26 protein-coding genes are annotated in these 21,558 nt (G+C 70.9%); 9 read left to right on the top strand and 17 right to left on the bottom strand.

Annotated elements, in window-relative coordinates; translation table 11 throughout:
• Positions 1-6: 6 nt before the first annotated feature.
• Together IEW90_RS06210 and IEW90_RS06205 are read right to left on the bottom strand one after the other, a co-directional pair.
• Positions 7-990: a tetratricopeptide repeat protein gene (locus IEW90_RS06210; protein WP_188717122.1), complete on the bottom strand. Its 984-nt coding sequence runs from the start codon at positions 988-990 to the stop codon at positions 7-9.
• Positions 990-2,924 (bottom strand): DUF8094 domain-containing protein, encoded by a 1,935-nt coding sequence (locus IEW90_RS06205; RefSeq protein ID WP_229679514.1) that lies wholly within the window; start codon positions 2,922-2,924, stop codon positions 990-992. Before IEW90_RS06205 ends, IEW90_RS06210 begins: the two co-directional genes overlap by 1 nt.
• Positions 2,925-3,088: 164 nt before the next feature.
• Between IEW90_RS06205 and IEW90_RS06200 the strand changes: the two genes are divergently transcribed.
• Positions 3,089-4,156, top strand: coding sequence for an AI-2E family transporter (locus IEW90_RS06200; protein WP_188717119.1), 1,068 nt, complete (start codon positions 3,089-3,091; stop codon positions 4,154-4,156).
• A gap of 43 nt (positions 4,157-4,199) precedes the next feature.
• Here IEW90_RS06200 and IEW90_RS06195 read toward each other — a convergent pair whose 3' ends face one another.
• The 8 genes from IEW90_RS06195 to rpsB all read right to left on the bottom strand — a co-directional run bounded on the left by IEW90_RS06195 (position 4,200) and on the right by rpsB (position 9,934).
• Positions 4,200-4,445 carry an Rv1322 family protein gene (locus IEW90_RS06195; RefSeq protein ID WP_308421862.1) on the bottom strand — a complete coding sequence of 82 codons (246 nt, stop codon included), beginning with the start codon at positions 4,443-4,445 and terminating at the stop codon, positions 4,200-4,202.
• Positions 4,446-4,483: 38 nt separating this feature from the next.
• Complete coding sequence (locus tag IEW90_RS06190; RefSeq protein ID WP_229679513.1) at positions 4,484-5,122, bottom strand: aggregation-promoting factor C-terminal-like domain-containing protein; 639 nt, start codon at positions 5,120-5,122, stop codon at positions 4,484-4,486.
• 70 nt (positions 5,123-5,192) lie between these two features.
• Positions 5,193-5,741 (bottom strand): DivIVA domain-containing protein, encoded by a 549-nt coding sequence (locus tag IEW90_RS06185; protein ID WP_188717113.1) that lies wholly within the window; start codon positions 5,739-5,741, stop codon positions 5,193-5,195.
• Between the two features lie 30 nt (positions 5,742-5,771).
• Positions 5,772-6,701 (bottom strand): phosphatidate cytidylyltransferase, encoded by a 930-nt coding sequence (locus IEW90_RS06180; protein ID WP_188717110.1) that lies wholly within the window; start codon positions 6,699-6,701, stop codon positions 5,772-5,774.
• 25 nt (positions 6,702-6,726) lie between these two features.
• Positions 6,727-7,281 carry a ribosome recycling factor gene (gene frr / locus IEW90_RS06175; protein WP_188717108.1) on the bottom strand — a complete coding sequence of 185 codons (555 nt, stop codon included), beginning with the start codon at positions 7,279-7,281 and terminating at the stop codon, positions 6,727-6,729.
• 40 nt (positions 7,282-7,321) lie between these two features.
• Entirely contained in the window at positions 7,322-8,035 is a 714-nt protein-coding gene (gene pyrH, locus IEW90_RS06170) for a UMP kinase (protein WP_188717106.1), read from the bottom strand.
• A gap of 172 nt (positions 8,036-8,207) precedes the next feature.
• Complete coding sequence (gene tsf / locus IEW90_RS06165; protein ID WP_188717104.1) at positions 8,208-9,035, bottom strand: translation elongation factor Ts; 828 nt, start codon at positions 9,033-9,035, stop codon at positions 8,208-8,210.
• An 11-nt stretch (positions 9,036-9,046) separates the two neighbouring features.
• The gene (gene rpsB, locus IEW90_RS06160; protein WP_188717102.1) at positions 9,047-9,934 is read right to left on the bottom strand and encodes a 30S ribosomal protein S2; all 888 of its coding nucleotides are present in this window, start codon (positions 9,932-9,934) and stop codon (positions 9,047-9,049) included.
• Positions 9,935-10,199: 265 nt separating this feature from the next.
• Between rpsB and IEW90_RS06155 the strand changes: the two genes are divergently transcribed.
• Positions 10,200-10,670: a murein hydrolase activator EnvC family protein gene (locus IEW90_RS06155; RefSeq protein WP_229679512.1), complete on the top strand. Its 471-nt coding sequence runs from the start codon at positions 10,200-10,202 to the stop codon at positions 10,668-10,670.
• Between the two features lie 29 nt (positions 10,671-10,699).
• Here the strand turns inward: IEW90_RS06155 and IEW90_RS06150 are convergent, their stop codons facing one another.
• The 3 genes from IEW90_RS06150 to IEW90_RS06140 form a co-directional block, all read right to left on the bottom strand.
• Positions 10,700-11,599 (bottom strand): tyrosine recombinase XerC, encoded by a 900-nt coding sequence (locus IEW90_RS06150; RefSeq protein WP_188718042.1) that lies wholly within the window; start codon positions 11,597-11,599, stop codon positions 10,700-10,702.
• A 29-nt stretch (positions 11,600-11,628) separates the two neighbouring features.
• On the bottom strand, positions 11,629-12,519 hold the full coding sequence (locus IEW90_RS06145; RefSeq protein ID WP_188717098.1) for a metallophosphoesterase: 891 nt from the start codon (positions 12,517-12,519) through the stop codon (positions 11,629-11,631).
• 69 nt (positions 12,520-12,588) lie between these two features.
• Positions 12,589-13,053 (bottom strand): DNA-processing protein DprA, encoded by a 465-nt coding sequence (locus IEW90_RS06140; protein ID WP_188717095.1) that lies wholly within the window; start codon positions 13,051-13,053, stop codon positions 12,589-12,591.
• Between the two features lie 27 nt (positions 13,054-13,080).
• On the opposite strand from IEW90_RS06140, the gene IEW90_RS06135 reads away from it, so the two are divergent.
• The 6 genes from IEW90_RS06135 to IEW90_RS06110 all read left to right on the top strand — a co-directional run bounded on the left by IEW90_RS06135 (position 13,081) and on the right by IEW90_RS06110 (position 17,872).
• Complete coding sequence (locus IEW90_RS06135) at positions 13,081-14,475, top strand: recombinase family protein (RefSeq protein WP_188717093.1); 1,395 nt, start codon at positions 13,081-13,083, stop codon at positions 14,473-14,475.
• Positions 14,476-14,633: 158 nt separating this feature from the next.
• On the top strand, positions 14,634-15,629 hold the full coding sequence (locus IEW90_RS06130) for a protein rep (protein WP_188717092.1): 996 nt from the start codon (positions 14,634-14,636) through the stop codon (positions 15,627-15,629).
• Positions 15,630-15,892: 263 nt separating this feature from the next.
• Positions 15,893-16,453: a hypothetical protein gene (locus IEW90_RS06125; protein WP_188717090.1), complete on the top strand. Its 561-nt coding sequence runs from the start codon at positions 15,893-15,895 to the stop codon at positions 16,451-16,453.
• A 13-nt stretch (positions 16,454-16,466) separates the two neighbouring features.
• On the top strand, positions 16,467-17,060 hold the full coding sequence (locus IEW90_RS06120; protein WP_188717088.1) for a hypothetical protein: 594 nt from the start codon (positions 16,467-16,469) through the stop codon (positions 17,058-17,060).
• Positions 17,057-17,443, top strand: coding sequence for a hypothetical protein (locus tag IEW90_RS06115; protein WP_188717086.1), 387 nt, complete (start codon positions 17,057-17,059; stop codon positions 17,441-17,443). Before IEW90_RS06120 ends, IEW90_RS06115 begins: the two co-directional genes overlap by 4 nt.
• Before the next feature lie 243 nt (positions 17,444-17,686).
• Complete coding sequence (locus IEW90_RS06110; protein WP_188717084.1) at positions 17,687-17,872, top strand: hypothetical protein; 186 nt, start codon at positions 17,687-17,689, stop codon at positions 17,870-17,872.
• Here the strand turns inward: IEW90_RS06110 and IEW90_RS06105 are convergent.
• The 3 genes from IEW90_RS06105 to IEW90_RS06095 form a co-directional block, all read right to left on the bottom strand.
• Positions 17,869-18,768 (bottom strand): hypothetical protein, encoded by a 900-nt coding sequence (locus tag IEW90_RS06105; protein WP_188717081.1) that lies wholly within the window; start codon positions 18,766-18,768, stop codon positions 17,869-17,871. The genes IEW90_RS06110 and IEW90_RS06105 overlap by 4 nt on opposite strands.
• A gap of 9 nt (positions 18,769-18,777) precedes the next feature.
• Positions 18,778-19,173 (bottom strand): hypothetical protein, encoded by a 396-nt coding sequence (locus tag IEW90_RS06100; RefSeq protein ID WP_188717079.1) that lies wholly within the window; start codon positions 19,171-19,173, stop codon positions 18,778-18,780.
• A gap of 116 nt (positions 19,174-19,289) precedes the next feature.
• The gene (locus IEW90_RS06095) at positions 19,290-19,718 is read right to left on the bottom strand and encodes a Panacea domain-containing protein (protein WP_229679511.1); all 429 of its coding nucleotides are present in this window, start codon (positions 19,716-19,718) and stop codon (positions 19,290-19,292) included.
• A 306-nt stretch (positions 19,719-20,024) separates the two neighbouring features.
• Here IEW90_RS06095 and IEW90_RS06090 point away from each other — a divergent pair, with 306 nt between their 5' ends.
• Positions 20,025-20,612 carry a recombinase family protein gene (locus IEW90_RS06090; RefSeq protein WP_188717076.1) on the top strand — a complete coding sequence of 196 codons (588 nt, stop codon included), beginning with the start codon at positions 20,025-20,027 and terminating at the stop codon, positions 20,610-20,612.
• A gap of 334 nt (positions 20,613-20,946) precedes the next feature.
• Here the strand turns inward: IEW90_RS06090 and IEW90_RS06085 are convergent, their stop codons facing one another.
• Positions 20,947-21,462, bottom strand: coding sequence for a hypothetical protein (locus IEW90_RS06085; protein WP_188717074.1), 516 nt, complete (start codon positions 21,460-21,462; stop codon positions 20,947-20,949).
• Positions 21,463-21,558 lie beyond the last annotated feature (96 nt).

Below are 21,558 nucleotides of genomic sequence, written 5' to 3'. Positions count from 1 at the left end.
GCCGGCTCAGTAGAGCAGGCTCGTGAGCCGGCGACGGGCCGCGCCCACGCGCGGGTCGTCGAGGCCGACGATCTCGAAGTGGTCGAGCAGCCGCAGCCGCACGTCCTGCTTCGCGTCGCCCGAGAGCGTCGCCATGAGGTCGAGGAGTCGCAGGAACGCGTCCTCCACGTGGCCGCCCGAGAGGTCGAGGTCGGCGACGAGCATCTGCGCCTCGATGTCGTCGGGCGCGCCGCCGGCCGCCGCACGCACCTCGTCGGCGCCCCGGCCCTGCAGGCGCGAGAGCAGGCGGACCTGGGCGAGGCCGGCGATCGCCTCGGCGTCCCGCGGGTTCTGCGCGACCGCCTTCTCGAACGCGGCGATCGCGGTGGGGAGGTCGCCCGCCTCGAGCGCGTCGTACGCCTCCTGGTGGAGCGGCGGCACGGGCTCCGGCTCGGGCTCGGCGGGCGCCTCGGCGCCCTCGACGGGCACTCGGCCCGTGATGCCCTGCTGCTCGGCGAACGCGAGCACCTGCTCGAGCACCTCGCGCACCTGCTCCTCGGGGATCGCGCCGGTGAACAGCGGCGCGGGGCGGCCGCCGATGACGGCGGCGACCGTCGGGATCGACTGCGCCTGGAAGGCCTGCACGAGCTGCGGGTTGGCGTCGGCGTCGACCTTCGCGAGCACGAGGCGGCCCTGGTACTCGCTCACGAGGCGCTCGAGCACCGGCGTCAGCTGCTTGCACGGCCCGCACCACTCGGCCCAGATGTCCACGATGACGGGCACGCTGCTCGAGAGCTCGACGACGGCGCCGAACTCGGCGTCCGTGACGTCGACGATCACGCCGGGCACGGGCGCGCCGGGCGCGGCGGCGCCGGCGCCGTCGGGCGACGAGCCCTCCGCGGCGTCGGCCGGCCGCGCGGCGGCCTGCGCCTCCTGCGCGTGGCGGGCGGCGAGCACCGACAGGTCGACGGCGCCCCCCATCGAAGCGGGCATCATGTCCGGTGCGGCCATCAGCCGATCTCCCTCGCGTCGAGCAGCGACTCCGTGTAGCCGACCACCTGGATCTGGGTGCCCTCCGGCGCATCCGCGGCGGGCACAGCGAACAGCACCTGCACGAGGTACGAGATCTCGAGCCCCGACTCCGACTGGTCGACGCCCGAGAGCACGCCGGCCGCGTCGTTGGCCGTCACGGTCACGCCCTCCTCGCGCGGGGTCGTGCGCTGCGTCTCGATCCACGACGTCGCCATGAGCGCGCCGCCCTCGTTCGTGACGAGCAGCGCCGGCGCCGCCTCGTCGTCGGACGCGCTCCAGGACAGGTCGGTCAGCTCGAACTCCGGGCGCTGCGCCGTCTCGTCCTTCGTCGCCCGGCCGATGCTCTGGTTGAGCGGGTCGTCGGGCGTGAACCAGGACGCGAACTCCGACTCGTCCCCGTTCAGCATGAAGTCGGCGTACGCGCCGGTGATCTCCTGCGGCGGGCGCTGGAGCAGGGGCGTGTCGAGCGGCAGGCTCGCGGCGCCGATCGTGGGGCTCGCGACGGGCGGCAGCTGCACGCCCGAGGCGAGCGCCGTCTGGTAGACGACGCGGTAGTCGTCGCGGGGCGAGGCCTGCTGGAAGACCATGGCCGCCTGCGTCTGCGACGCGTCCTGCCAGCCCACGACCGCGAGCACCGTGCGCGGCCACGACTCGGTCTGCTGCGGCAGCAGCAGCTCGATGTCGCCGTCCGGCACACCGGTGACGGCCGCCAGCTCGCCGTCGGCGGAACGCACCTCGTAGTTCGTGCGGCGGGCGTCGAGCACGGGCCCGGCGAAGCGCGCCTCGGCGGCGCCCGCGTCGCGCGCCTCGTCGGCCGCGGCGGCGACCGCGCGCGTGTCCTCGAGGATGCGTCCGAACTGGTGCTCGGTCACGGCGACGGGCGGGAGGGTCTCCTCGAGGCTCGTCGGGGTGGGCTCGCCGGTCTCGCTCGGCTCGGGCGCGCCGCTCGGCCAGTACTGCGGCCCGCAGCCCGTGAGCGCGACGACCGCGATCGCCGGCAGCGCGATGAGCCCCAGCCCTCGGCGGCGCGGGGCCGCGGCGCGGCGCTCGGTGCGGCGGCCGTCGGAAGGCGCCTCGCCCTCGGGGGCGGCCGCGTCGGGGCGCGCGGCGTCGGAAGCATCGCCCTCGGGAGCGGCGCCCTCGGGAGCGGCCGCGGGGGCATCGCGCTCTCGCGCCTCGGCCGCCTCGATCGCGGGCCGGTCGGAGCCGGGCGCGACCGCGGCGGTGCCGCGCGGCAGGCCGTCCTTCGCGTCGCGCGCGAGGGCGCGCCGCTCGGCGCGGGTGAGCTCGCGGTGCGAGCGGCGCTGCGGACCGCGGCGGCGGCGGTGCCGGCGGAGCGCCAGCAGGAAGAGCAGCAGCGAGAGCGCGAGCATCGCGAGGCCCGCCGTGACGAGCGGTCCGAACAGCGGCGTCTTCGCGTCGAACGGCCACTCGATCCGCACGTCCGTGGGCGCGGCGCCGCCGGGCTCGCCGGCGACCGCGATGGCGTAGCCGACGGGCATGTCGATCGAGAACCGCACCTCGCCCGTGCCGGAGTGCTCCTCGATCCACATGTCGTTGCCGGCGAGCGCGGGCAGCTCGGCCGTGTCGGCGCCGGCCTGCGGAGCGAGCTCGAGGGCGCCGGAGTCGGCGACCTCGGCGAGCGCGTGGGGGGACTCCCCGATCCAGCCCTCCACGTCGTGCGCGCGCCCGACGACCGCGGTGAGCTCGCCCTCGCCCCGCACGACGACCGTCTGGCGGCCGTCGTGGGCGTTCATCGCCTCGCCCGGGATGAGCACGAGCGGCTCGTCGACCTGCTCCTGCGCCTCGGCGACGATCGTGTCGGGCGGGGCCCAGATGGTGCGCTGGGCGACGCCGAGCCCGAGCAGGACGAGCGAGAGCACGAGGCTCACGGCCGCGAGGATGTATCGCACTGGGTCACTGGTCCTTTCACGCTCGCGGGCTGCCCCGTCGTCGCGAGGGCGCGGCGGCGCAGGGCGGGCAAGCCTCCAGGGTACCGAGCCGCAGGGGCGCCTGCCAACCCCGCGGCCCGCGAGCCTGGGCGGGCGCCGCATCCCCCGACCCTAGGATGCGGACTGTGAAGATCAAGAACGGCTTCCTGCTCGGCCTCGTCGGCGGCCTCGGCGTCCTGCTCGCCATCGCCATCGGCGTCGCCGTGCAGCAGATCGGCACCGTGCTGGTCTGGGCGTTCGCGGGCATCTTCCTCGCGCTCGGCATCGAGCCGCTCGTGCAGGCGCTCATCAAGCGGCGCTTCCCGCGCTGGGCCGCCGTGCTCACCGTCTTCGTGCTCATCGTCGGCGTGCTCGTGGGCGCGATCTGGCTCATCGTGCCGACGATCGTCGCGCAGTTCTCGACCCTCGTGCAGTCCATCGTGCGCGAGATCGAGAGCGGGCGCCTCGACGACGTGCGCGACTGGATCGAGACGACCTTCCCCGCCGTCGACATCGACGCGGCGATCGAGCAGGTGAGCGGCGCGCTCACCGACCCCAACACGTGGTCGTCGCTGCCCCCGTGGGTCGCGAACATCGCCTCCGGCATCGTCGCGGGCATCGGCCAGGTCGCGTTCGCGATGGGCGGCGTGCTCATCGTCGTCGTCCTCATGCTGTACTTCACGGGCTCGATGCCGTCGCTGAAGTCGGGCATGTACCGCCTCGTGCCGGCCTCCTCGAGGCCGAAGTTCATCGAGATCGCCGAGCAGATCATGCGCTCGGTCGGGCGCTTCGTGCTCGGCCAGGGCGGCCTCGGCCTCCTCAACGGCATCCTGTCGTTCGCGGTGCTCTCGATCGCGGGCTCGCAGCTCGCAGGCGTCTACGCCTTCATCGCGCTCATCGCCTCGACCATCCCGCTCGTCGGCACGATCTCGGCCTCCGTCGTCATCTCGCTCCTCGTGCTGCTGCTCGACGGCCCGGAGACCGCGCTGCCGGTGGCGATCTGGTACCTCATCTACATGCAGCTCGAGGCCTACGCGATCAGCCCGCAGATCATGAAGCGCGCGGTGAAGGTGCCCGGCGTCGTCGTCGTGCTCTCCGCGCTCATCGGCGGCACGCTGCTCGGCATCCTGGGCGCGCTCGTCGCGATCCCGATCGCGGCCGCGGTGCAGCTGATCCTCAAGGAGGTCATCATCCCGAGGCAGGACGCGAAGTAGCCCGGTCGGGCGTGCGCCCGTCCGGCGCTCCTGCGGGCGCCGCTCAGGCGGCGCGCCAGCAGCCCGTGTGCCAGTGGCGCCGGTCCTCGACCGCGCGCTCGCCGAAGATCGAATCAGCGCGCCACACCACCACGTGCGGCATCCCCTCGGGGATCGTGCCGCCGCAGCCGGGGCACGCGTAGGCCTTCACGGCCGAGCGCGCCGCGAGCGGCTGCACGTGCCACGACGCGCCGGCGCGCTGCTCGGTGCGCAGCGCCCCCTGCATGAGGCGCTCGACGTCCAGCGGCACGTGCTCCCCGCCGCGCCGGCGGGGGCGCCGCGACGGCATCAGTACCAGCCGACGGACTGCGAGTGGCCCCAGGCGCCGCACGGCGTGCCGTACCGGTCGCCGATGTAGCCCAGGCCCCAGGTGATCTGCGTCACGGGGTTCGTCTGCCAGTCGCCGCCGACCGTGCCCATCTTCGAGCCCGGCAGCGCCTGCGGGATGCCGTACGCGCCGCTCGAGGCGTTCTGCGCGTACACGTTCCAGTTCGACTCCTTCTGCCACAGGTTGTAGAGGCAGGAGTACTGGTCGTCGCCCCAGCCGCGCGCGTGCACCATGTCCCGGGCGATGGCCTGCGCGGTGCCGGGATCGGGCGCGGCGACCGTCGGGATCGAGATGGAGGCGGCGGGCGCAGCCGCCGCGGCGGGCGCCGCCGGCTCCGGCTCGGGGGTCGGCGTCGGGGTCGGCGTGTGCACGACGATGGTGTCGCGCACGAAGGCCGCCTGCTCGCCCGAGACCTCGTCGAGGGCCTGGCCGGGGATGTTCGCGCTGGGCAGCGAGCCGGGCTCGGCCATCACCTCGGCGCTCGGGCTCGCGGCGACCGAGACGAGCGCGATGCCCGCCACCGCCAGCAGCGACAGGCCCGACAGCACGCCGCGGGTGCGCGTCGAGCGCGCGGAGCGGTGGGAGGCACGGGTGAACACGATCGCCGACGATATCACGGAACGGTAACGGCGCCCAGGGGCGAGCTGGGGTCGACCGCCCTCCGGGCGCTCAGCGCACGGCGAGCATGAGGCTCACGACGGTGTCGAGGAGGCGGTCCACCTCGTCCTCGTCGTAGCCGCCGAACTGCGCGTCGAACTGCACCGTGCGCACCTCGCGGGTCGACATGTCGGGCCCGTCCTCGAGGTAGTCGGCGATGCGCGCGGCGAAGCGGTCGACCTCGGCCACGCGGTAGCCGCGCGAGATGCGGCTCACGCGGCGGAACCGCTCCTGGTCGGGGCGCCCGAGCTGCTCGAGCACTTCCTGCGCCCGCTCGCGGACCGTCGCGAACCACGCGGCCTCGCCGTGCTCGAGCACGCCCCGCTCGTGCTCCCGGCGTGCGAACGCCTCCTCGAGCCGCTCGAGCGCCGCATCGACGTGCGCGGGCGAGTAGCCGCCCTTCTGCATCGTGAAGCTCATCCGCCGGATCGACGACGAGTCGATCGCCGTCGCGGCCCGGACGTCGGTCGCGTATGCACGACGAGCATCCTCGAGGAAGTCCTCGACCTGCTCGATGTCGTAGCCCTGCTGCGACCTGCGGGCTCTCGGGAACGTGCTCATCGGGACCATCATGCCAGCGCGCGCGAGCGGCTAGGCGTGGACCACCTGGAAGAGCGCCATCGTGACGACCGCGCTCGGCAGGATCGAGTCGAGCCGGTCGAGGAAGCCGCCGTGCCCGGGCAGGAACGAGCCGATGTCCTTGATGCCGAGGTCGCGCTTGATGATCGACTCCGCGAGGTCGCCGACCGTCGCCGCCACCACGAGCAGGCCGGCGAGCACGAAGCCGAACCACCACTCCTGGCCGAGCATCCACACCGAGAGCGCGATGCCCGCGGCAGTCGCGAGCAGCGCGCCGCCCGCGAGCCCCTCCCAGGTCTTCCCCGGGCTGATGCGCGGCGCGAGCTTCGTGCGGCCGAGCCACACGCCCGCGGCGAGCGCGCCGGTGTCGATCACCGTCGTCATGATGATCATCGCGAGCGTCCACCACTGGCCGCCCTCCTGCGCCGTGAGCAGCACGGCGAAGGCGCCCAGCACGGCGACGTAGGCGATGCAGAGCGCGCCGCCGGCGATGTCGGCGAGGACGCCGCGGGCGCCGGTCCGGGTCGCCGGGTCGACGAGCTCCACGATGCGCACGATCGCGACGAGCGCGACGGCGCCGAGCGTCGACCACCACAGGCCGCCAGCACCGAGGAAGTACGTGACCGGCAGGATGGCGCTGCCGAGCAGCACGAGCGGGATGCGCGGCACGTCGCGGCCCGCGAAGCGCAGCGCGCTCGCCAGCTCGTACAGCGCGAAGCCGATGAGCGCGGTCGCGAAGACCATGAACAGCGCCTTCACCCACACGAGGCTGGCGATGAGCGCGCCGCCGAGCGCGAGCGCGATGAGCACCGCCGCGGCGAGGTCGCGCCCCGTGCGGCGGTTCACGCGGTCCCGCGTCGCCTCGATCTGCTCGCGCGCGGCGAGGATCTGGGCCTGGATCTGCGCCTCGATCTCGGCGGCGCTGCGATGCTCCCTGCGCATCCGTCGCCTCCAGCCCGCTCCCGGGTCAGACCTCGAGGAGCTCGGCTTCCTTCTTCTTCAGCGCGTCGTCGATGCCGTCGACGGCCTTCTTCGTCTCGGCCTCGAGCTCCTTCTCGGCGCGCGCGATCTCATCGTCGCCCACCTCGCCGGTGAGCTTGTCGAGGTCGGTCATCGCCTGGCGGCGGACGTTGCGGATCGCGACGCGCGCCTGCTCGGCCTTGTCCTTCACGATCTTGACGTAGTCGCGGCGGCGCTCCTCGGTGAGCTCCGGCATGACGACGCGCACGATCTGGCCGTCGTTCGACGGGCTGACGCCCAGGTGCGGCGCGTTCACGATCGCGCGCTCGATCTCCTTGAGGGCGCTCTTGTCGAACGGCGTGATGACGAGCGTGCGCGCGTCGGGCTGCTGGAAGCCCGCGAGCTGCACGAGCGGCGTCGGCGAGCCGTAGTAGTCGACGTTGAGCCGCTGGAACAGCGCGGGGTTCGCCCGGCCGGCGCTCACGGTCGCGAAGTCGTCCTTGGCGACCTCGATCGACTGGGCCATCTTCTCCTTGGCCGAAGCCAGAACGTCGCTGATCACAGGGTTCCTTCCGTCGCTGTCGAGTCTAGTCGGGGTCGGCTCAGGCCCGGACGAGGGTGCCGACCGGCTCGCCGAGGATCGCGCGGGTGAGCTGCCGCTCGCCGTCCATGCCGAACACGCGCATCGGCATCCGGTTGTCCATGCAGAGGCTGAAGGCGGTCGAGTCGACGACCTTGAGGCCGCGCACGAGGGCGTCCTGGTAGGTGACCTCCTCGAAGCGGGTCGCCTCCGGGTCGACCTTCGGGTCGGCCGAGTAGACGCCGTCGACGCCGTTCTTGGCGACGAGCACCTGGTCGGCGTCGATCTCGAGGGCGCGCTGCGCCGCGACGGTGTCGGTCGAGAAGTACGGGAGGCCGGCGCCCGCGCCGAAGATGACGACGCGGCCCTTCTCGAGGTGGCGCTCGGCGCGGCGAGGGATGTACGGCTCGGCGACCTGGGTCATCTGGATGGCCGACTGGACGCGCGTCTCGGCGCCCGCCTGCTCGAGGAAGTCCTGCAGCGCGAGGGCGTTCATGACCGTGCCGAGCATGCCCATGTAGTCGGCGCGGCCGCGCTCCATGCCGCGCTGGCTGAGCTCCGCGCCGCGGAAGAAGTTGCCGCCGCCGACGACGATGGCGATCTCGACGCTCTCCGCGGCGTCTGCGATCTGGCGGGCGATGCCCTGCACCACGTCAGGGTTGACGCCGAGGCTGCCTCCGCCGAACGCCTCGCCCGAGAGCTTCAGGAGGACTCTGCGGCGCTGGGTGGTCGGCATGGATCCTCCTGGATAGGGGTGTCGACCCGGGCGCGGGCCGCTGACGAGCCTACCGCGTCGCCGGCCGCCGCCCTCCCGTCGCGGACGCACCGGCCCGAGGCTCGCCGGGCCGCCCGGGCACGACGGAGGGCCCGGGGTCTCCCCCGGGCCCTCCGTCGTGCGGTGCGGCTGGTTACGCGCCGACCTTGAAGCGGGCGAAGCCGGTGACCGTGAGGCCTGCGGCCTCGAGCACCTTGGCGACGGACTGCTTGTTGTCGCGCGCGTAGTCCTGGTCGAGCAGGACGATCTGCTTGAAGAAGCCGGTGAGGCGGCCCTCGATGATCTTCGGCAGGGCGCCCTCGGGCTTGCCCTCGCCGCGGGCGATCTCGGTCACGAGCTCGCGCTCCTTCTCGATCGCGTCGGCCGGGACCTCGTCGCGGGTGACGTAGGTCGGGTCGAACATCGCGATGTGCTGCGCGACGGCGCGGGCCGTGTCGGCGTCCGAGCCCTCGTACGCGACGACGACGCCGACCTGCGGGGGCAGGTCCTTCGACGTGCGGTGCAGGTAGACGGCGTGCTCGGCGCCCTCGACGCGGGCGACCTTCGTGAGCTCGACCTTCTCGCCGATGGTGGCGGCCTGCTCCTCGATGACGGTCTGCACGGTGCCCGACTCGGCCGGGGCCGCGAGGGCCGAGGCGACATCGGTCGCGCCGGCGGCGGCGACCGCCGCGACGACGCGGTCCGCGAGCGCGATGAACTTCTCGTTCTTCGCGACGAAGTCCGTCTCGCAGCCGAGCGCGATGAGCGTCACGGCGCCGTCGCCCTCGGCGACGGCCACGAGGCCCTCGCTCGTCGAGCGGTCGGCGCGCTTCGCGTTGCCCTTGGCGCCCTTGAGGCGGAGGATCTCGGTGGCCTTCTCGACGTCGCCGCCGGCCTCCTCGAGCGCAGCCTTGGTGTCGCTCATGCCCGTGCCGAGCTGCTCGCGCAGCATCTTGAGGTCGGCGATGCTGATGGATGCCATGCGTGCTCCCCTTACTTCGCGTCGGACGCCGCGGCGTCCTCGGTGGTCTCGGCGGCCGGGGCCTCCTCGGCGGCGGGCGCCTCGGTCTCGGCGGCGGGGGCCTCGGCCTCGGCCGGAGCGGCCTCGGTCGCGGCGGGCGCCTCGTCGGCCTGGGCGAGGAGCTCGCGCTCCCACTCGGCCATCGGCTCGGCCTCGGCGTCGTCGCCGCCGCCGTGGCGCTGCATGAGGCCCTCGGCGGCCGCGTCGGCCACGATCTTCGTCAGCAGCGCGACCGAGCGGATCGCGTCGTCGTTGCCCGGGATCGGGTACTGGACGTCGTCCGGGTCGCAGTTCGTGTCGAGGATGGCGATGATCGGGATGCCGAGCTTCTTCGCCTCGTCGACCGCGAGGTGCTCCTTGTTCGTGTCGACGATCCAGAGCGCCGAGGGCGTGCGCTGGAGGTTGCGGATGCCGCCGAGCGACTTCTGCAGCTTCAGGAGCTCGCGCTTCTTCAGCAGCAGCTCCTTCTTCGTGTAGCCCTGCGTGGTGTCGTCGAAGTCGAGCTCCTCGAGCTCCTTCATGCGGCTCAGGCGCTTCGAGACCGTGTTGAAGTTCGTGAGGAGGCCGCCGAGCCAGCGCTGGTTGACGTAGGGCTGGCCCACGCGCGTCGCCTGCTCGGCGATCGACTCCTGCGCCTGCTTCTTCGTGCCGACGAACAGCACGGTGCCGCCGTGGGCGACGGTCTCCTTGACGAAGTCGAAGGCCTTGTCGATGTAGGCGAGCGACTGCTGGAGGTCGATGATGTAGATGCCCGAGCGCTCCGTGAAGATGAAGCGCTTCATCTTGGGGTTCCAACGACGGGTCTGGTGCCCGAAGTGGACGCCGCTGTCGAGCAGCTGGCGAGTCGTGACGACGGCCATGGCCGCCTCCTTCTTCTGTTTCCGGTTGCCGGCCCGACCGGGTGGTCTGGGCCCCTGGCGTCCTGACGCGCTCCCGCCAGCGCTCGAGCACGGGGCTCGAGCGGTTGGACCGAGTGGGAGCGCAGTCGCTGCGGACGCGCGAAGTCACCGCGCAGACGCGATGCCCTGCCATGCTACACGGCCGCAGCCCCGCCGCGGGCGACCGCTCTCCACAGCGCGTTGCCGCAGCGCGCGGCGTCCGCGCCCCGCACGGCACCCTGCTCGCATGCGCACGATCGCCCTCCTCCTGCTGGCCGCCGGCGCCTGGCTCTGGCCCGTCCCGCCCGGGCCCGTCGATCGGCCGTTCGAGGCGCCGGCGCACGCCTACGGGCCTGGCCACCGGGGCGTCGACCTGGCGGCCTCCCCCGGCGACGCCGTGCTCGCGCCGGTCGACGGCGTCGTGCGCTTCGCGGGGCCCGTCGCGGGCCGGCCCGTGCTCTCGATCGAGCACGGGGGCGGCCTCGTGTCGTCGTTCGAGCCGGTCGAGGCATCGGTCGCCGCGGGCGACGCCGTGATGCGCGGGCAGCGCGTCGGCACGCTGCTCGCCGGCCACGACGGCGGCACGGCGCTCCACCTCGGGGCGCGCCTGCACGGGGCGTACGTCGACCCGCTGCCGCTGCTCGGCCGCGAGCGGCCCGTGCTGCTGCCGCTCGGCGAGCCCGACCGGAAACGGGCTGCGGCGGGGCCGGCACCCTAGGCCCGCCGGTGGCCGGGGCCCGGGATGCCCTAGGCCCTGGGATGGGCCGTGCGGTACGCCTCCGTGAGCCGGTCGAGCGAGACGTGCGTGTAGATCTGCGTCGTGCCGAGGCTCGCGTGGCCCAGCAGCTCCTGCACGGCGCGGAGGTCGGCACCGCCGTCGAGCAGGTGCGTGGCGGCCGTGTGGCGCAGCGCGTGGGCGCCGTGGGGCCCGCCGCCGGGGGCCTCCTCGAGCAGGCGCGTGACGAGCTCGTGGACGCGCCGCTGCCCCAGCCTGCCGCCGCGCGCGCCGAGCAGGAGCGCCGGCCCGCTCGCGGCCGTCGCGAGCGCGGGCCGCCCGATCCGCAGCCAGTCGACGACGGCGTCGAGCGCGGGGCGTCCGAACGGCACCACCCGCTCCTTCGAGCCCTTGCCGGTGACGCGCGCGGTGAGCCGCTCGAGGTCGACGTCGTCGACGTCGAGGCCGACGAGCTCGCTGACGCGGAGCGCGCTCGCGTACAGCAGCTCGACCGCGGCGAGGTCGCGGAGGGCGGCGGGCTCGCCCTCGGCCGCCTGGGCGGCGAGCGAGGCGAGCATCGCGTCCATCGCCGACCTGCCGAGCACGCGCGGCAGTGTGCGCTCGCGCTTCGGCGAGCGGAGCCGGCCTGCGACGTCCCCGCCGCCGTGCGCGGCGATCCAGCGGCCGAGGCCGCGCGCCGCCGCGCCGCGGCGCGCGATCGTCGCCGTCGCGAGGCCCGCCTCCGATGCCGCGTACAGCCAATCGCGCACGACATCGACGTCGAGCGCCTCGGTCGTGCCGACCCCGGCGGCCTCGCAGTGCGCCGCGAGGCTCGCGAGGTCGCCGCGGTAGGCGCGCAGGGTGTGGGGCGAGAGCCCGCGCTCGCGCTCGAGGTGGACGAGGTAGCCGTCGACCGCCGTGTCGACGGGCATGCCGGGCGCCGCCGGGGCGGAGCCGTCGGTCACGGCCGCTTCCGGCTGAAGCGCTCCGCGCGCGCCTCGGGCTCCATGGCGGCGAGCTCCTCGGCGAGGTGGGCCGGGATCGACTCGCGGGACGGATGCGGCAGCGCGGGCACCGCCGTGTGCGCGATCGCGTCGGCGTACACCTCGACGAGGTTGAACGACTGGGCGGCGTCGATCCCGTGCATGGCGGGCGGCGGGCCGCCGAGGTCGTCGGCGTAGCTGGTCGCGCCCGCGAGCACGACCGGGATGCCCGCGAAGGTGCCGGAGCCGCCGACGTGGAGGTGGCCGGAGAGGATGACGCGCACGCCCGCCCCCTCGACGACGGCCGCGAGGCGCGCCTCGTCGCGGAACTCGAGCAGGCGCATGAGGCTCGAGCGGTACGGCAGCGGTGGGTGGTGCACGACGAGCACGGTGCCGAGCTCCGGCGGGTCGGCGAGGGCGGCCTCGAGCCAGTCGGCCTGCCCGTCGTCGAAGCCTCCGTGGTGCCAGCCGGGCAGGCTCGAGTCGAGGGCGACGATGCGGAGCCGTCCGAGGTCGACGACGTGGTCGACGGGCGCGAGGGGGTCGCCGCCGAGCCCGAGCGCGGCGCGCATCGCGGGCCGCTCGTCGTGGTTGCCGGCGGTCCAGACGATGGGTGCGCCGAGCTCGGCGGCGACGGGGTCGAGGATCTCGCGGGCGAGCGCGTACGCCTCGGGCTCGCCGAGGTCGGTCACGTCGCCGGAGACGACGATCGCGTCGGCGTCGTGCGCGGCGACGCGGAGCCGCTCGGCGGTCTCGCGCAGGTGCCCCTCGGTGTCGACGAGCCCGCCGAGCAGCGCGCCGCCCGCGAGCAGGTGCGTGTCGCTGAGGTGCGCGATGACGACCTCGGGGGCCGGGTGCTGGCCGTTCACGCGGCCAGGCTAGCGCCGCGCCGTCCGCGCGGGCGGCAGGCGCACGCGGACGGCCGCGCAGCCGCCGGCTCAGGCCGCCCGCGCCTCGGCGATCCGCACCCAGCCGCTCCCCCGCGCGCCGACGCGGCCGGCGAGCTCGAGGAGCGCGAGCGACGCCTCGACGTCGCGCGGCGCGAGCCCCGTGCGCACGGCGAGCTCGTCGATACCGCGCGACGCGCGCCCGCTCAGCGCGTCGAGCACGCGCTCCTCCTCGGCGGTCGCCGACAGCGCCGGCTGGCCGCCGCCGTCCGCCGCGGGACCGTCGACGAGCTCGACGACGTCCTCCGCCCGCTCGATCGGCGCGGCGCCGTAGTCGCGCAGCAGCCGGTGGCAGCCGGCGCTGCCGCCGGAGGTGACCGGGCCCGGGACGGCGCCGAGCGGCCGGCCGATGCTCGCCGCGTGGCCCGCGGTGTTGATCGAGCCGGAGCGGGCGCCGGCCTCGACGACGACCGTCGCGCTCGCGAGCGCCGCGATGAGCCGGTTGCGGGCGCGCAACCCTCGCTATATGCGTATGCTCTCGCCATGAGCCGGTTCTACGTTTACGCGCGCCAAAGCATCGACCACGCGGAGGGCATCGACCGTCAGCTCGCCCGCTGCCGCATGCTTTGCGACGCAAGGGACTGGCCCGTAGAAGCCGAGTTCGTCGACAACGCGACGAGTGCGACCAAGCGCCGGGGCGTCGGCACGCAATGGGTCGAGCTTCTCGCGGTGATGGAGCCCGGCGATGTTGTGGTCGCTGTCGATGTCGACCGCTTGCTCCGCTCGCTGGAGGATCTCGTCGACCTTCAGAAGCTCGGCGTCCGCGTCCTCACGGTGGACGGCGAGATCGATACGACGACCGCGGACGGCGAGTTCAGAGCCGCGATGCTGGCGTCGATCGCCAGATTCGAGACCCGGCGCAAGCGCGAGCGGCAGCTCCGGGCGAACGATGCCCGGAAGGCCCAGGCGAGGCCGCTCCCGACGAGACGGCGCTACGGGTACGAGAGCGACGGCGTGACGCCGCGGGCTGAGGAAGCAAAGGTCGTGCAGGACATGTTCGCGGCGTTCGCAGACGGGGCCTCCGTCCGCTCGATCACGCTCGGGCTGGTGCGTGACGGGATCGAGCCCACGACGGGCAAGCAGTGGTCGACTCGGCGTGTTCGGGACACCCTAAACAACCCGGCGTACGGCGGCGAGCTTCTGCGGGACGGCGAGGTGGTGTCCTCGTCGTTCATCACGCCCGTCGTCGACCCGGAACTCGCCGCGCATGTCCGCGCTGTTCTTGCCGACGAGGCTCGTCGCACTACCCCCGGATCGGCCGTGCGACACCAGCTGTCGGGCATCGCTAGGTGCGCGGTGTGCGGGGAGTCGATGTTCTTCATGCGGGACTACCGATGCCGCGCCGACCCCACGCACCCGAGCATCCGCAAGGGCCGCATCGAGCCCGTGGTCGAGCGAGCGGTCGTCGATGCCCTCTTCCTCGGCGGTGGCGCGCTGATGAAGCTCGACAGCGACGCGGCCTCCGTCACGGCCCTGTCCGCGAAGCTCACGAAGTTGGAGGAGCTGTCAGCCCAGGTGCTCTCCTACCGCGCAGACGAGCTTCTGAGCCCCGCCGTGACACGACAGCGTCTGCTTGCACTGAAGTCCGACCGCGACACGGTGGAGGCCGCTCTCGACGCTGCCCGCGAGAAGTCGGCGGTCGCTCGGCTTCTTCTCGATCTGCACCTCCGCGTCGTTCCAGGCGAGGCCATCAAACTCAGTGACTCGGCTGCCGTGAAGGCTGAGATCCGGTCGCGGTGGTCGGCGCTCGACCTAGAGACGCAGCGCACCCTCATCCGCGCTCTCGTTGATGTCGAGGTGGCGCCGGGACGCGCCGCGGATCGTGTCACCGTCCGTCACCTCGTCGCCACGGCACTGAACGTTGAGGACGAAAGCTGACCGGACTCCTCAACGCCCGGTCACGTATGAACGTGTGACAGAAAGCCTCAACGGAAATACTTCTAAAAACCTCACCGTGTCGAGCAGTGCCTACTCCGTGGGAAAATGGAGAGACCCCCACGCCTGCCAGGGCGCGGGGGTCGAGAAAGAAGATTCCAATGCCCAGTCTAAACGATGCCGCCGCACCCTCCGAACAGTCCAGTGGGGCCACTTCGCATGTTCACTATCTAGCGACATATTCGAACGGTGATACCCCCCAGAGCGAAGAGGCCCAGTACCTCATCGACTACAGCTCCTCCAGTCGTCTGAAGTCGTGCTCTCCCAACTCGCACTGCAAGCACCGGTGGTGTCCTACGTGTAGTTGCGCGGAGTCGAGGCGGTTGATCGGAGCAACTCTCCCGAAGCTGGAGAAGTTCGCGGCGGCGGTGATGGTCACGCTGACGATCCCGGACTCGCCAGAGCTAGCAGTGGGCATGAAGAAGTTTCTCGACGTGAAGGCACGGCTCCGCACTCGGCTCCGCAGCTGGGGCGTCCCGGCCATGGTCAGCTCCGTCGAGCTCACGGCTCCCGCGGGCTCATGGCATCCGCATCTGCACCTTGTGCTCTTCGGGGCTGAAGAAGTAAATCTCCGCTCTCGTGCCGAAGAGATCGCGAGGGCATGGGTCGAGATCGCGCAGGATCTCGGGCTCGATGCTCGACTACAGGGCCAGCACATCGACAGCGGCACCCCGGAGAAGCTGGCGAGCTACGCCTACAAGCCCAAGCTGGGCTCCGGCGCCAACAGCATCGGGCGGCTCATCCGCGAGGCTGCACGAGGAGATGCTGACGCCGCCGAGCGTTGGGCGGAGCTCGAAGAGTTCATCGCGATGACGCCCGGACTCCGGTGGCGCAGCAGCGCCGGGCTCAACAAGCCGCAGGAGGCCGTGAGCGCCTCTCAGGCGCGTCATCAGAAGGTTCCCGTGTACCAGGGCGGGGAACTCGCTCTGTTCGCTCTCCTGAACTTCCTCGGTGTCCGCACGAAGGCAGAGCAGGCCAAGTACTACTCCCCGGCGAAGGTCGGCAGGCTCCGGGCCAACTTCCCCGACGCGATCCTCGATCAGGTGCGGGAGCAGCTGGAGCACCCAGAGCTGAAGCCAGAACACTTCGGGAACTAATCGAGACGGTGCCGCGACAACTCGGGCTTAGCGTCGCGGCTGTCGCGCCTCCCTTTGTCAAACTCGATGTCAAGAATTCGAGGTCGATCGAGAAGCTGTTCCGAACTCCGTCGAGCTCCGGCCGATAGTGTTACTAGCGACACATTCCGCGTCGCTAGTAGCGAATCGGGGGTGTCGGCATGGTTTACGCATGCACCATCTGCTCGCACCCCGAGAGGGATGCAATCGAAGCGGAACTTCTCGCTGGAATGAGCCTCCGCGCGGTGGCGAGACAGCACCGAAACACGAGCAAGGACTCCCTGAGCCGCCACCTCGCACATGTGCCGCCCGAGACCAAGCGGGCTGCCGCGAGCGCCACGGGCCTTGGCGCCCTCGCCATCGCCGATCGCCTGCACCACATCGCCGACGACGCATCCGAGGCCCGCTCAAAGCTCTTGGACGGCGGGCGGTACCGGGAGGCGGCTCGCCTCGCGGATCTCGAAGTCCGTGCCCTCAGCGTCCTCGCCGACCGCCTCGACGTACGCGACCTGAGCCAGCTCGACCAGCAGCGACAAATGGACGCACTGACCGTGGCCCTCCGCGCCGTCCTCGGAGTCGACCCGGGGCTCGTGATCCGGATCGCCGACGAGGTCGCGAGCGCCGGGCACAACGAGCTCGCAGCCGATCTCAGGCGCATCCCGGCTCTTCACGCTGACGCTCAGGCACAGGCGAGCGCCGCCGCTGCGCAGCGAGCTGCGGAGCTCGAAGCGCAACCCGCGCAGGAGGCCCCGGAATGGGTGCCAGCGAAGCCCCTGCCGCCTGACCGCGATGACCTCCCCTTCTGACAAGGAGCACACCATGACCGACAAGATCCCTCCCGCCGCCGACGAACTGCCGTTCGGAAGCTTCGACGACGAGATCGACGAGGCCAAGGTGCTCGCGCAGGCCGCCGCGATCCAGGCCAAGAGGGCGAAGCCCGTCGAGAAGCCGAAGCCCGTTCCGCCGAAGTCGCTGACCGAGCCGCGCCTCGTCCATGTCCTGGGCGCCAATGTCGTGCTCGGGCAGCGTGGTCGCGATGCCTGGGGCCCCGTCCCGCGGTTCGTCGAGCGCGGCGCCGAACTCGTGGTCTCTCCTCAGCAACTGACCGTGGAGAGCATGCTCGACGGGCCGGATCGGAACGTCTTTGACCGATACCTCGATGAGGGCAAGGTCGGCTTCGGCCCCCTGCCGGGATGGGTTCGCCCCTGGACGTACGGAGATCGCTCTTGGGACGATGCTCGCCAGGTCGCCGTCCGACGTGTCCGCACCCTGACCGACCCCAAGGAGCGCCGAGAGGCGTCCGAGGCGCTGGAGAACTACTATGGGCCCGCGACGTTCGATCCGCGAAGTGCAGCAGAGTTCCATGAGCGCATTACCCGAGAGCGTGTCGAGCACGAGCGGGGCCAGCAGTGAGCGGGGTCTGGGAGGCACCGCCGCCGAAGAAGAAGGCGCCCGGCAATGCCGCCGGGTTCGCCTCAGTCTTCGAAGGCCTCCGGTGGCGCGAGCTGGTCGCCGCGACCCTTTGCAAGCTGGGCGTCGAGGCATCCGTGCGATGGCCTGACTCGTCCGATGCCTCCGACATCGTCGGACTGCCAGGTGTGGTGCTCGTCACGAGCGCGGCATCGGGCGGGCGCGTGTCCGAGAACTTGGCCGAGGCCGAGGGGCGAGCGCGAGCGACCGGTGCCAAGGTCGGCGGTGTCGTGCATCGACACCGCGGCCGCAGTGCAGAGCAGGCGTACGTCACGCTCAGCCTGGAGGGCTTCGCGCGGCTCGTCAGCAACTCGAAGAAGTTTTAGAAGCCCCTGCCGGGAGTCGACCCGGTGGGCCGGTGTGTGGTCTCGACCACCGCCACAACCAAATAGATCCCCGGGCAGCTCATCCCGTGGGTCACGGTCGGGGCCTGGTCGTTCACCTGGGCCCCGACCACCTCAACTCCCGGCCGATCTCATCGGGGGCCGGGGGCCGGATTAGTCACCCGGCGCGGGAGGGCCCGGAGATCTTGGGCGCCGGGCCCTCCTCCTCATCAATTGGAGATGACCATGAAGCGCGAGAACCTCAACGACCTTGCCGACAACCTCACGTTGCTGTCGTACATCGTCCTCGACGAGGAGCTCGCGCTAGCGGCCTCCGAAGCAGCGGCGGCTCTGCAGACCTACATCGACGCCGCGACGGCAGCCAACGACCCGCAGGCGTTCTCCTGGACGCTGCGGCAACTTGCGCCCTAGTCGGGACGGCGCTCTGGCGGGCTCCTCTTGAACTGCACCTCCATGTGTGGAGGAAGCGGAGGCGGATCGCCGGCCCACTCGACGGAGAACGCTTCCTCCGGATAGTCGTGAGGCTCGCCCGGACTCTCTAGGCGCGCGTAGTTCAGCAGCGTCACCCGTTCATAGGCGCGATACCGAGATGGCTTGTCCAGGTGCGGCTGGATCGCGGTCTCGAGCTGGGCGCACGCATCCCGGAACTCTTGAAAGAGCTCGAAGAAGTCGACGAGCGTCTTTCGCTCGAAGTAGTGCCCGCCGTCCTCGTCTGTCTTCAGTACCTCGCGGCGCTCTCGCAGGGGGCTGATCCGGTCTTGGAGCACCGGATCCCCTTGGGCGTCAAACCGATGCCGGAAGAACACGTTGAGTTGCGACTGCTCGACACGCTCCAGCGCCACGACGACATCGTGTGGAAGCGAGAAGAGGAACGGCAGCAGGCTCCTGTACTGCTGGTGCGCGATGTTCAATCGGTCGCGCACGAGCGCCTGCACCTGGCGGTTCTCGTTAGTCGCGGTCAGCACCCTTCGCAGATGCTCGTCCGTCAGCTCGCGCGGCGGGCACTGTGCGACGAACTCCAGCTCGCGCAACAGATCGGGGCCGGTATTTGCGACCATCCGCAGGCGGCCCCGGTGGGCCTCTATGGTCTGCCGCGTGCGCCGTTGCTGCGGTAGGTAGACCACCAGATACTGAAAGAACACGCCCATCAGAAAGGCGATCGCCAAGTCGTAAAGCACCGGGTACTCACCAGGCAGGCGCAGGCCATGTCGGATGTCGAGGTACACCGAGCCCGCAACCACCAGCAGCGACAGAACGGCGAGGAGCGGGACGAAGATGGAACCGAGCCAGCCTCGAAGTTGCTTCATGTCCTCAGGCTAGGACTCGGTCGGACACACCTCGTGTAGACGGTCGAACCAGAGCAGGCGCAGCACCGGGCCCTCCAAGACTCCCCATACCCGGATCAGGTTGCCGTGACGGAGCCTGAACAGAGCCTCCTGGTCACCTCGGCCGATGTCAGTGAGGCGATCCTGCGCTTCCTTGCAGAGCGTGCTCACGTCCTGGGAGTGGTGGAGCTGGCGCGTCGAATGCTTCGAGTTGAACTTCTGTTCCTTGATCTCTCGCCACGTCAGCGCGCGAAGGCTGCTGAGCAGCGCAAGAAGGTCGGCGGTCTCCTTCGGCTCCAGATCCCAGTCCCACGAACCGCTGTAGTCGTGGTCAACGCTGGAACCGTCCCACTCGAAGCGAAGCTCGTCGATTGCGATCTTCTGCACCGCGGGGGCGCGCTTGCCACCGCCCGCAGCCTTCTTCGCACGAGGGTCGACCCACTTCTTCGGGTCGGGTGCGGCAGCTGTCGCGTCTGAAGGCACACGCTTCCGAGAGCGCCCCATCAGTCGCGGTCGGTGTCCAGACCGCCGAAGAAGTCCTGCATCACGTCGAGGTCGACCGACCTCGACGACCAGGCACCGGCACTCAGCCCGCCACGAGCTTCGAGCCACGGGCGCTCCGTGTGTGTCAGGTCGCTCAGCTCTTGGCCGCTCAGGTCGCCGTAGCCCTCCAGAACCGCGTTCACGGTCTCGCGCTCATTCGGCTCCAGCGACTCGGGATCGCCCGAGGGCCAAGCGTCCACCGTGAAGCGGCCTCGGTGCTGCTTGAAGAGCTCGTAGACGACCGGGCCGTTGGCCCACGCCTGGATCTCCTCGTCGAACATCGGGCGCGAGTCCCACGCCAGCGACCAGCCCTGCGAGTAGTAGCAGAGCTTCTGCAGCTTCATCGTGCTCATGGGACGCCCGTGCTCGCGGAGGATGTACGCGGCCACGTCGTGAACGGTCGCCATGATGCCTCCCAAGTCTCAGTAGCGCACCCCCAGCCCCAGGGGGTTGACACATGACAACAGTAGACCGGTCTACTGCATGCCCGGCGTGTCGCGCTGGTGAGTCGGGTAGTACGCCCCTGGCGCCCTCCAACGGCCCTGGGCTCGGCGTCTCACACTCATGGATCTGAGACGCGATGAGTGGCCCGTCTCAATACTGGGTCCGTGACAGGATCCGAGCCCGATGAGTGCCTCACAACCCATGTCTCAGAAACGTTGTGCGCTTGCCAACTTTTGAGATAGACTTCCCGCATGAGCAACCAGAGCACCGCCCGCACGTTCGGGTACATCCGCGTCAGCACCGTCGCGCAGTCACTCGACCGGCAGACCGACGCCCTCACCGCCGCGGGCATCGACCCCAAGGACATGTTCTCCGACAAGATCAGTGGTGCCCGCGAGAGCCGCCCCGGGCTCGATGATCTTCTTTCGCGGGTGCGCTCCGGCGACTCGATCACGGTCGTCTCACTCGATCGATTGGGCCGGTCGGCTCTCCACGTCATGCAGACCATCGCCGACCTGGAGGAGCGCGGCATTAACGTCGTGTCGCTCAAGGACGGCGAGAACCTCACCGGGCCCACCGGGAAGATGATGCGGGGCCTCATGGCGCTCGTGGCCGAGTGGGAGAAGGACATGAACGCGGAGAGAGTTGCCGAGGCTCGGGCGGCTCGCGCGGCCCGCGCCAAGAAGGGCGAGCAGGTTGCCGGACGACCCCGAACCGCTACCGCGCCCGACACGGTCAAGAAGATCAAGAAGATGAAGGAGCGCGGTCTGAGCGTCGCCGACATCGTCGCGCAGACCGGCGCCAGCCGAGCTTCGGTCTACCGCGCTCTGGCGAGCTAGATCGCTCCAGGATGCCCCGGCCTGCGTGGTCGGGGCTTCCGCGCGCCTGCGGGCCCCTGAGAGGCTCTGAGCATGGAGCAGGACGACGACCCCTTCGCTGGCATCGGCGACCCCCGTTGCCCGCGCTGTCACGTCCTGTGCAGACCCACCGCCGAGGGCAGGGCGAGCGCATGCCCGGAGTGCGGGCTCGTCGTCCTGTAGCTGCGCGAGCTCCGAGCACTACGGCATCCGTGATGCTTGGCAGCCGTCTACTAGTGAATCGTTTGTCTAGATCCAGACTTCCCCCGGCACATCGACCCCGCGACGGAGGGGTCGTTTTTCCAGAGGGCCGCTTCTACTCGGCGGGCTTTTCAAATGGACCGCTATAGGGCGTCTGAGCTTCGGCGAAGCGTTCGACGCTGGCTCGGATCTCCCGGCCAAGACCCGGGGCATTCGTCGGTTCTTCGAGGAGCTCATCTAGGCGTTGAAACTGGGTCGACGTGTATCGCCACACCAGAGGAAGCTTTGCTTCTACGGCAGCGCCCACGGCCATGACAAGGTCGTTCTGAAAGGAGACGCTGTCATCTCCACTTAGTCCGACTCGCAGGCTCACGACGCCCTTGATGAGCTCGTTCGTCGTGTTGCGCAGCTCTTCTGCACTCGTAGTGCTGCTCGTTCGGGCCATCCACGCCGACATCACCGCCGCCTGCGTCGCCTGGATCGCTGCCTTCCGAGCCGCGTAGTCAGCGTCGTGACGGTCTCGATTGCGCCGCACCTTGTCCAGCCAGACGGGTCCAAACACCTGACCAAGGACTAGCGCAACGGCACCGATGATCGCACCCAGTAGGCCAGTGATGAGCTGATTGTCCACTTCGCCACAGTAGGTGAAACTCCTCCGCGAACGGCGTGCCAAACGATAGAGCCACGCTACTGTCGCGACAAGACCAAAGGGGGCAGTGTGGATCTT

The organism is Agrococcus terreus, from assembly GCF_014645235.1.
Taxonomy (GTDB): Bacteria; Actinomycetota; Actinomycetes; order Actinomycetales; family Microbacteriaceae; genus Agrococcus; species Agrococcus terreus.
The sequence above is the reverse complement of the archived record's forward strand: the minus strand, read 5'-3'. Positions and strand labels throughout refer to the sequence as shown.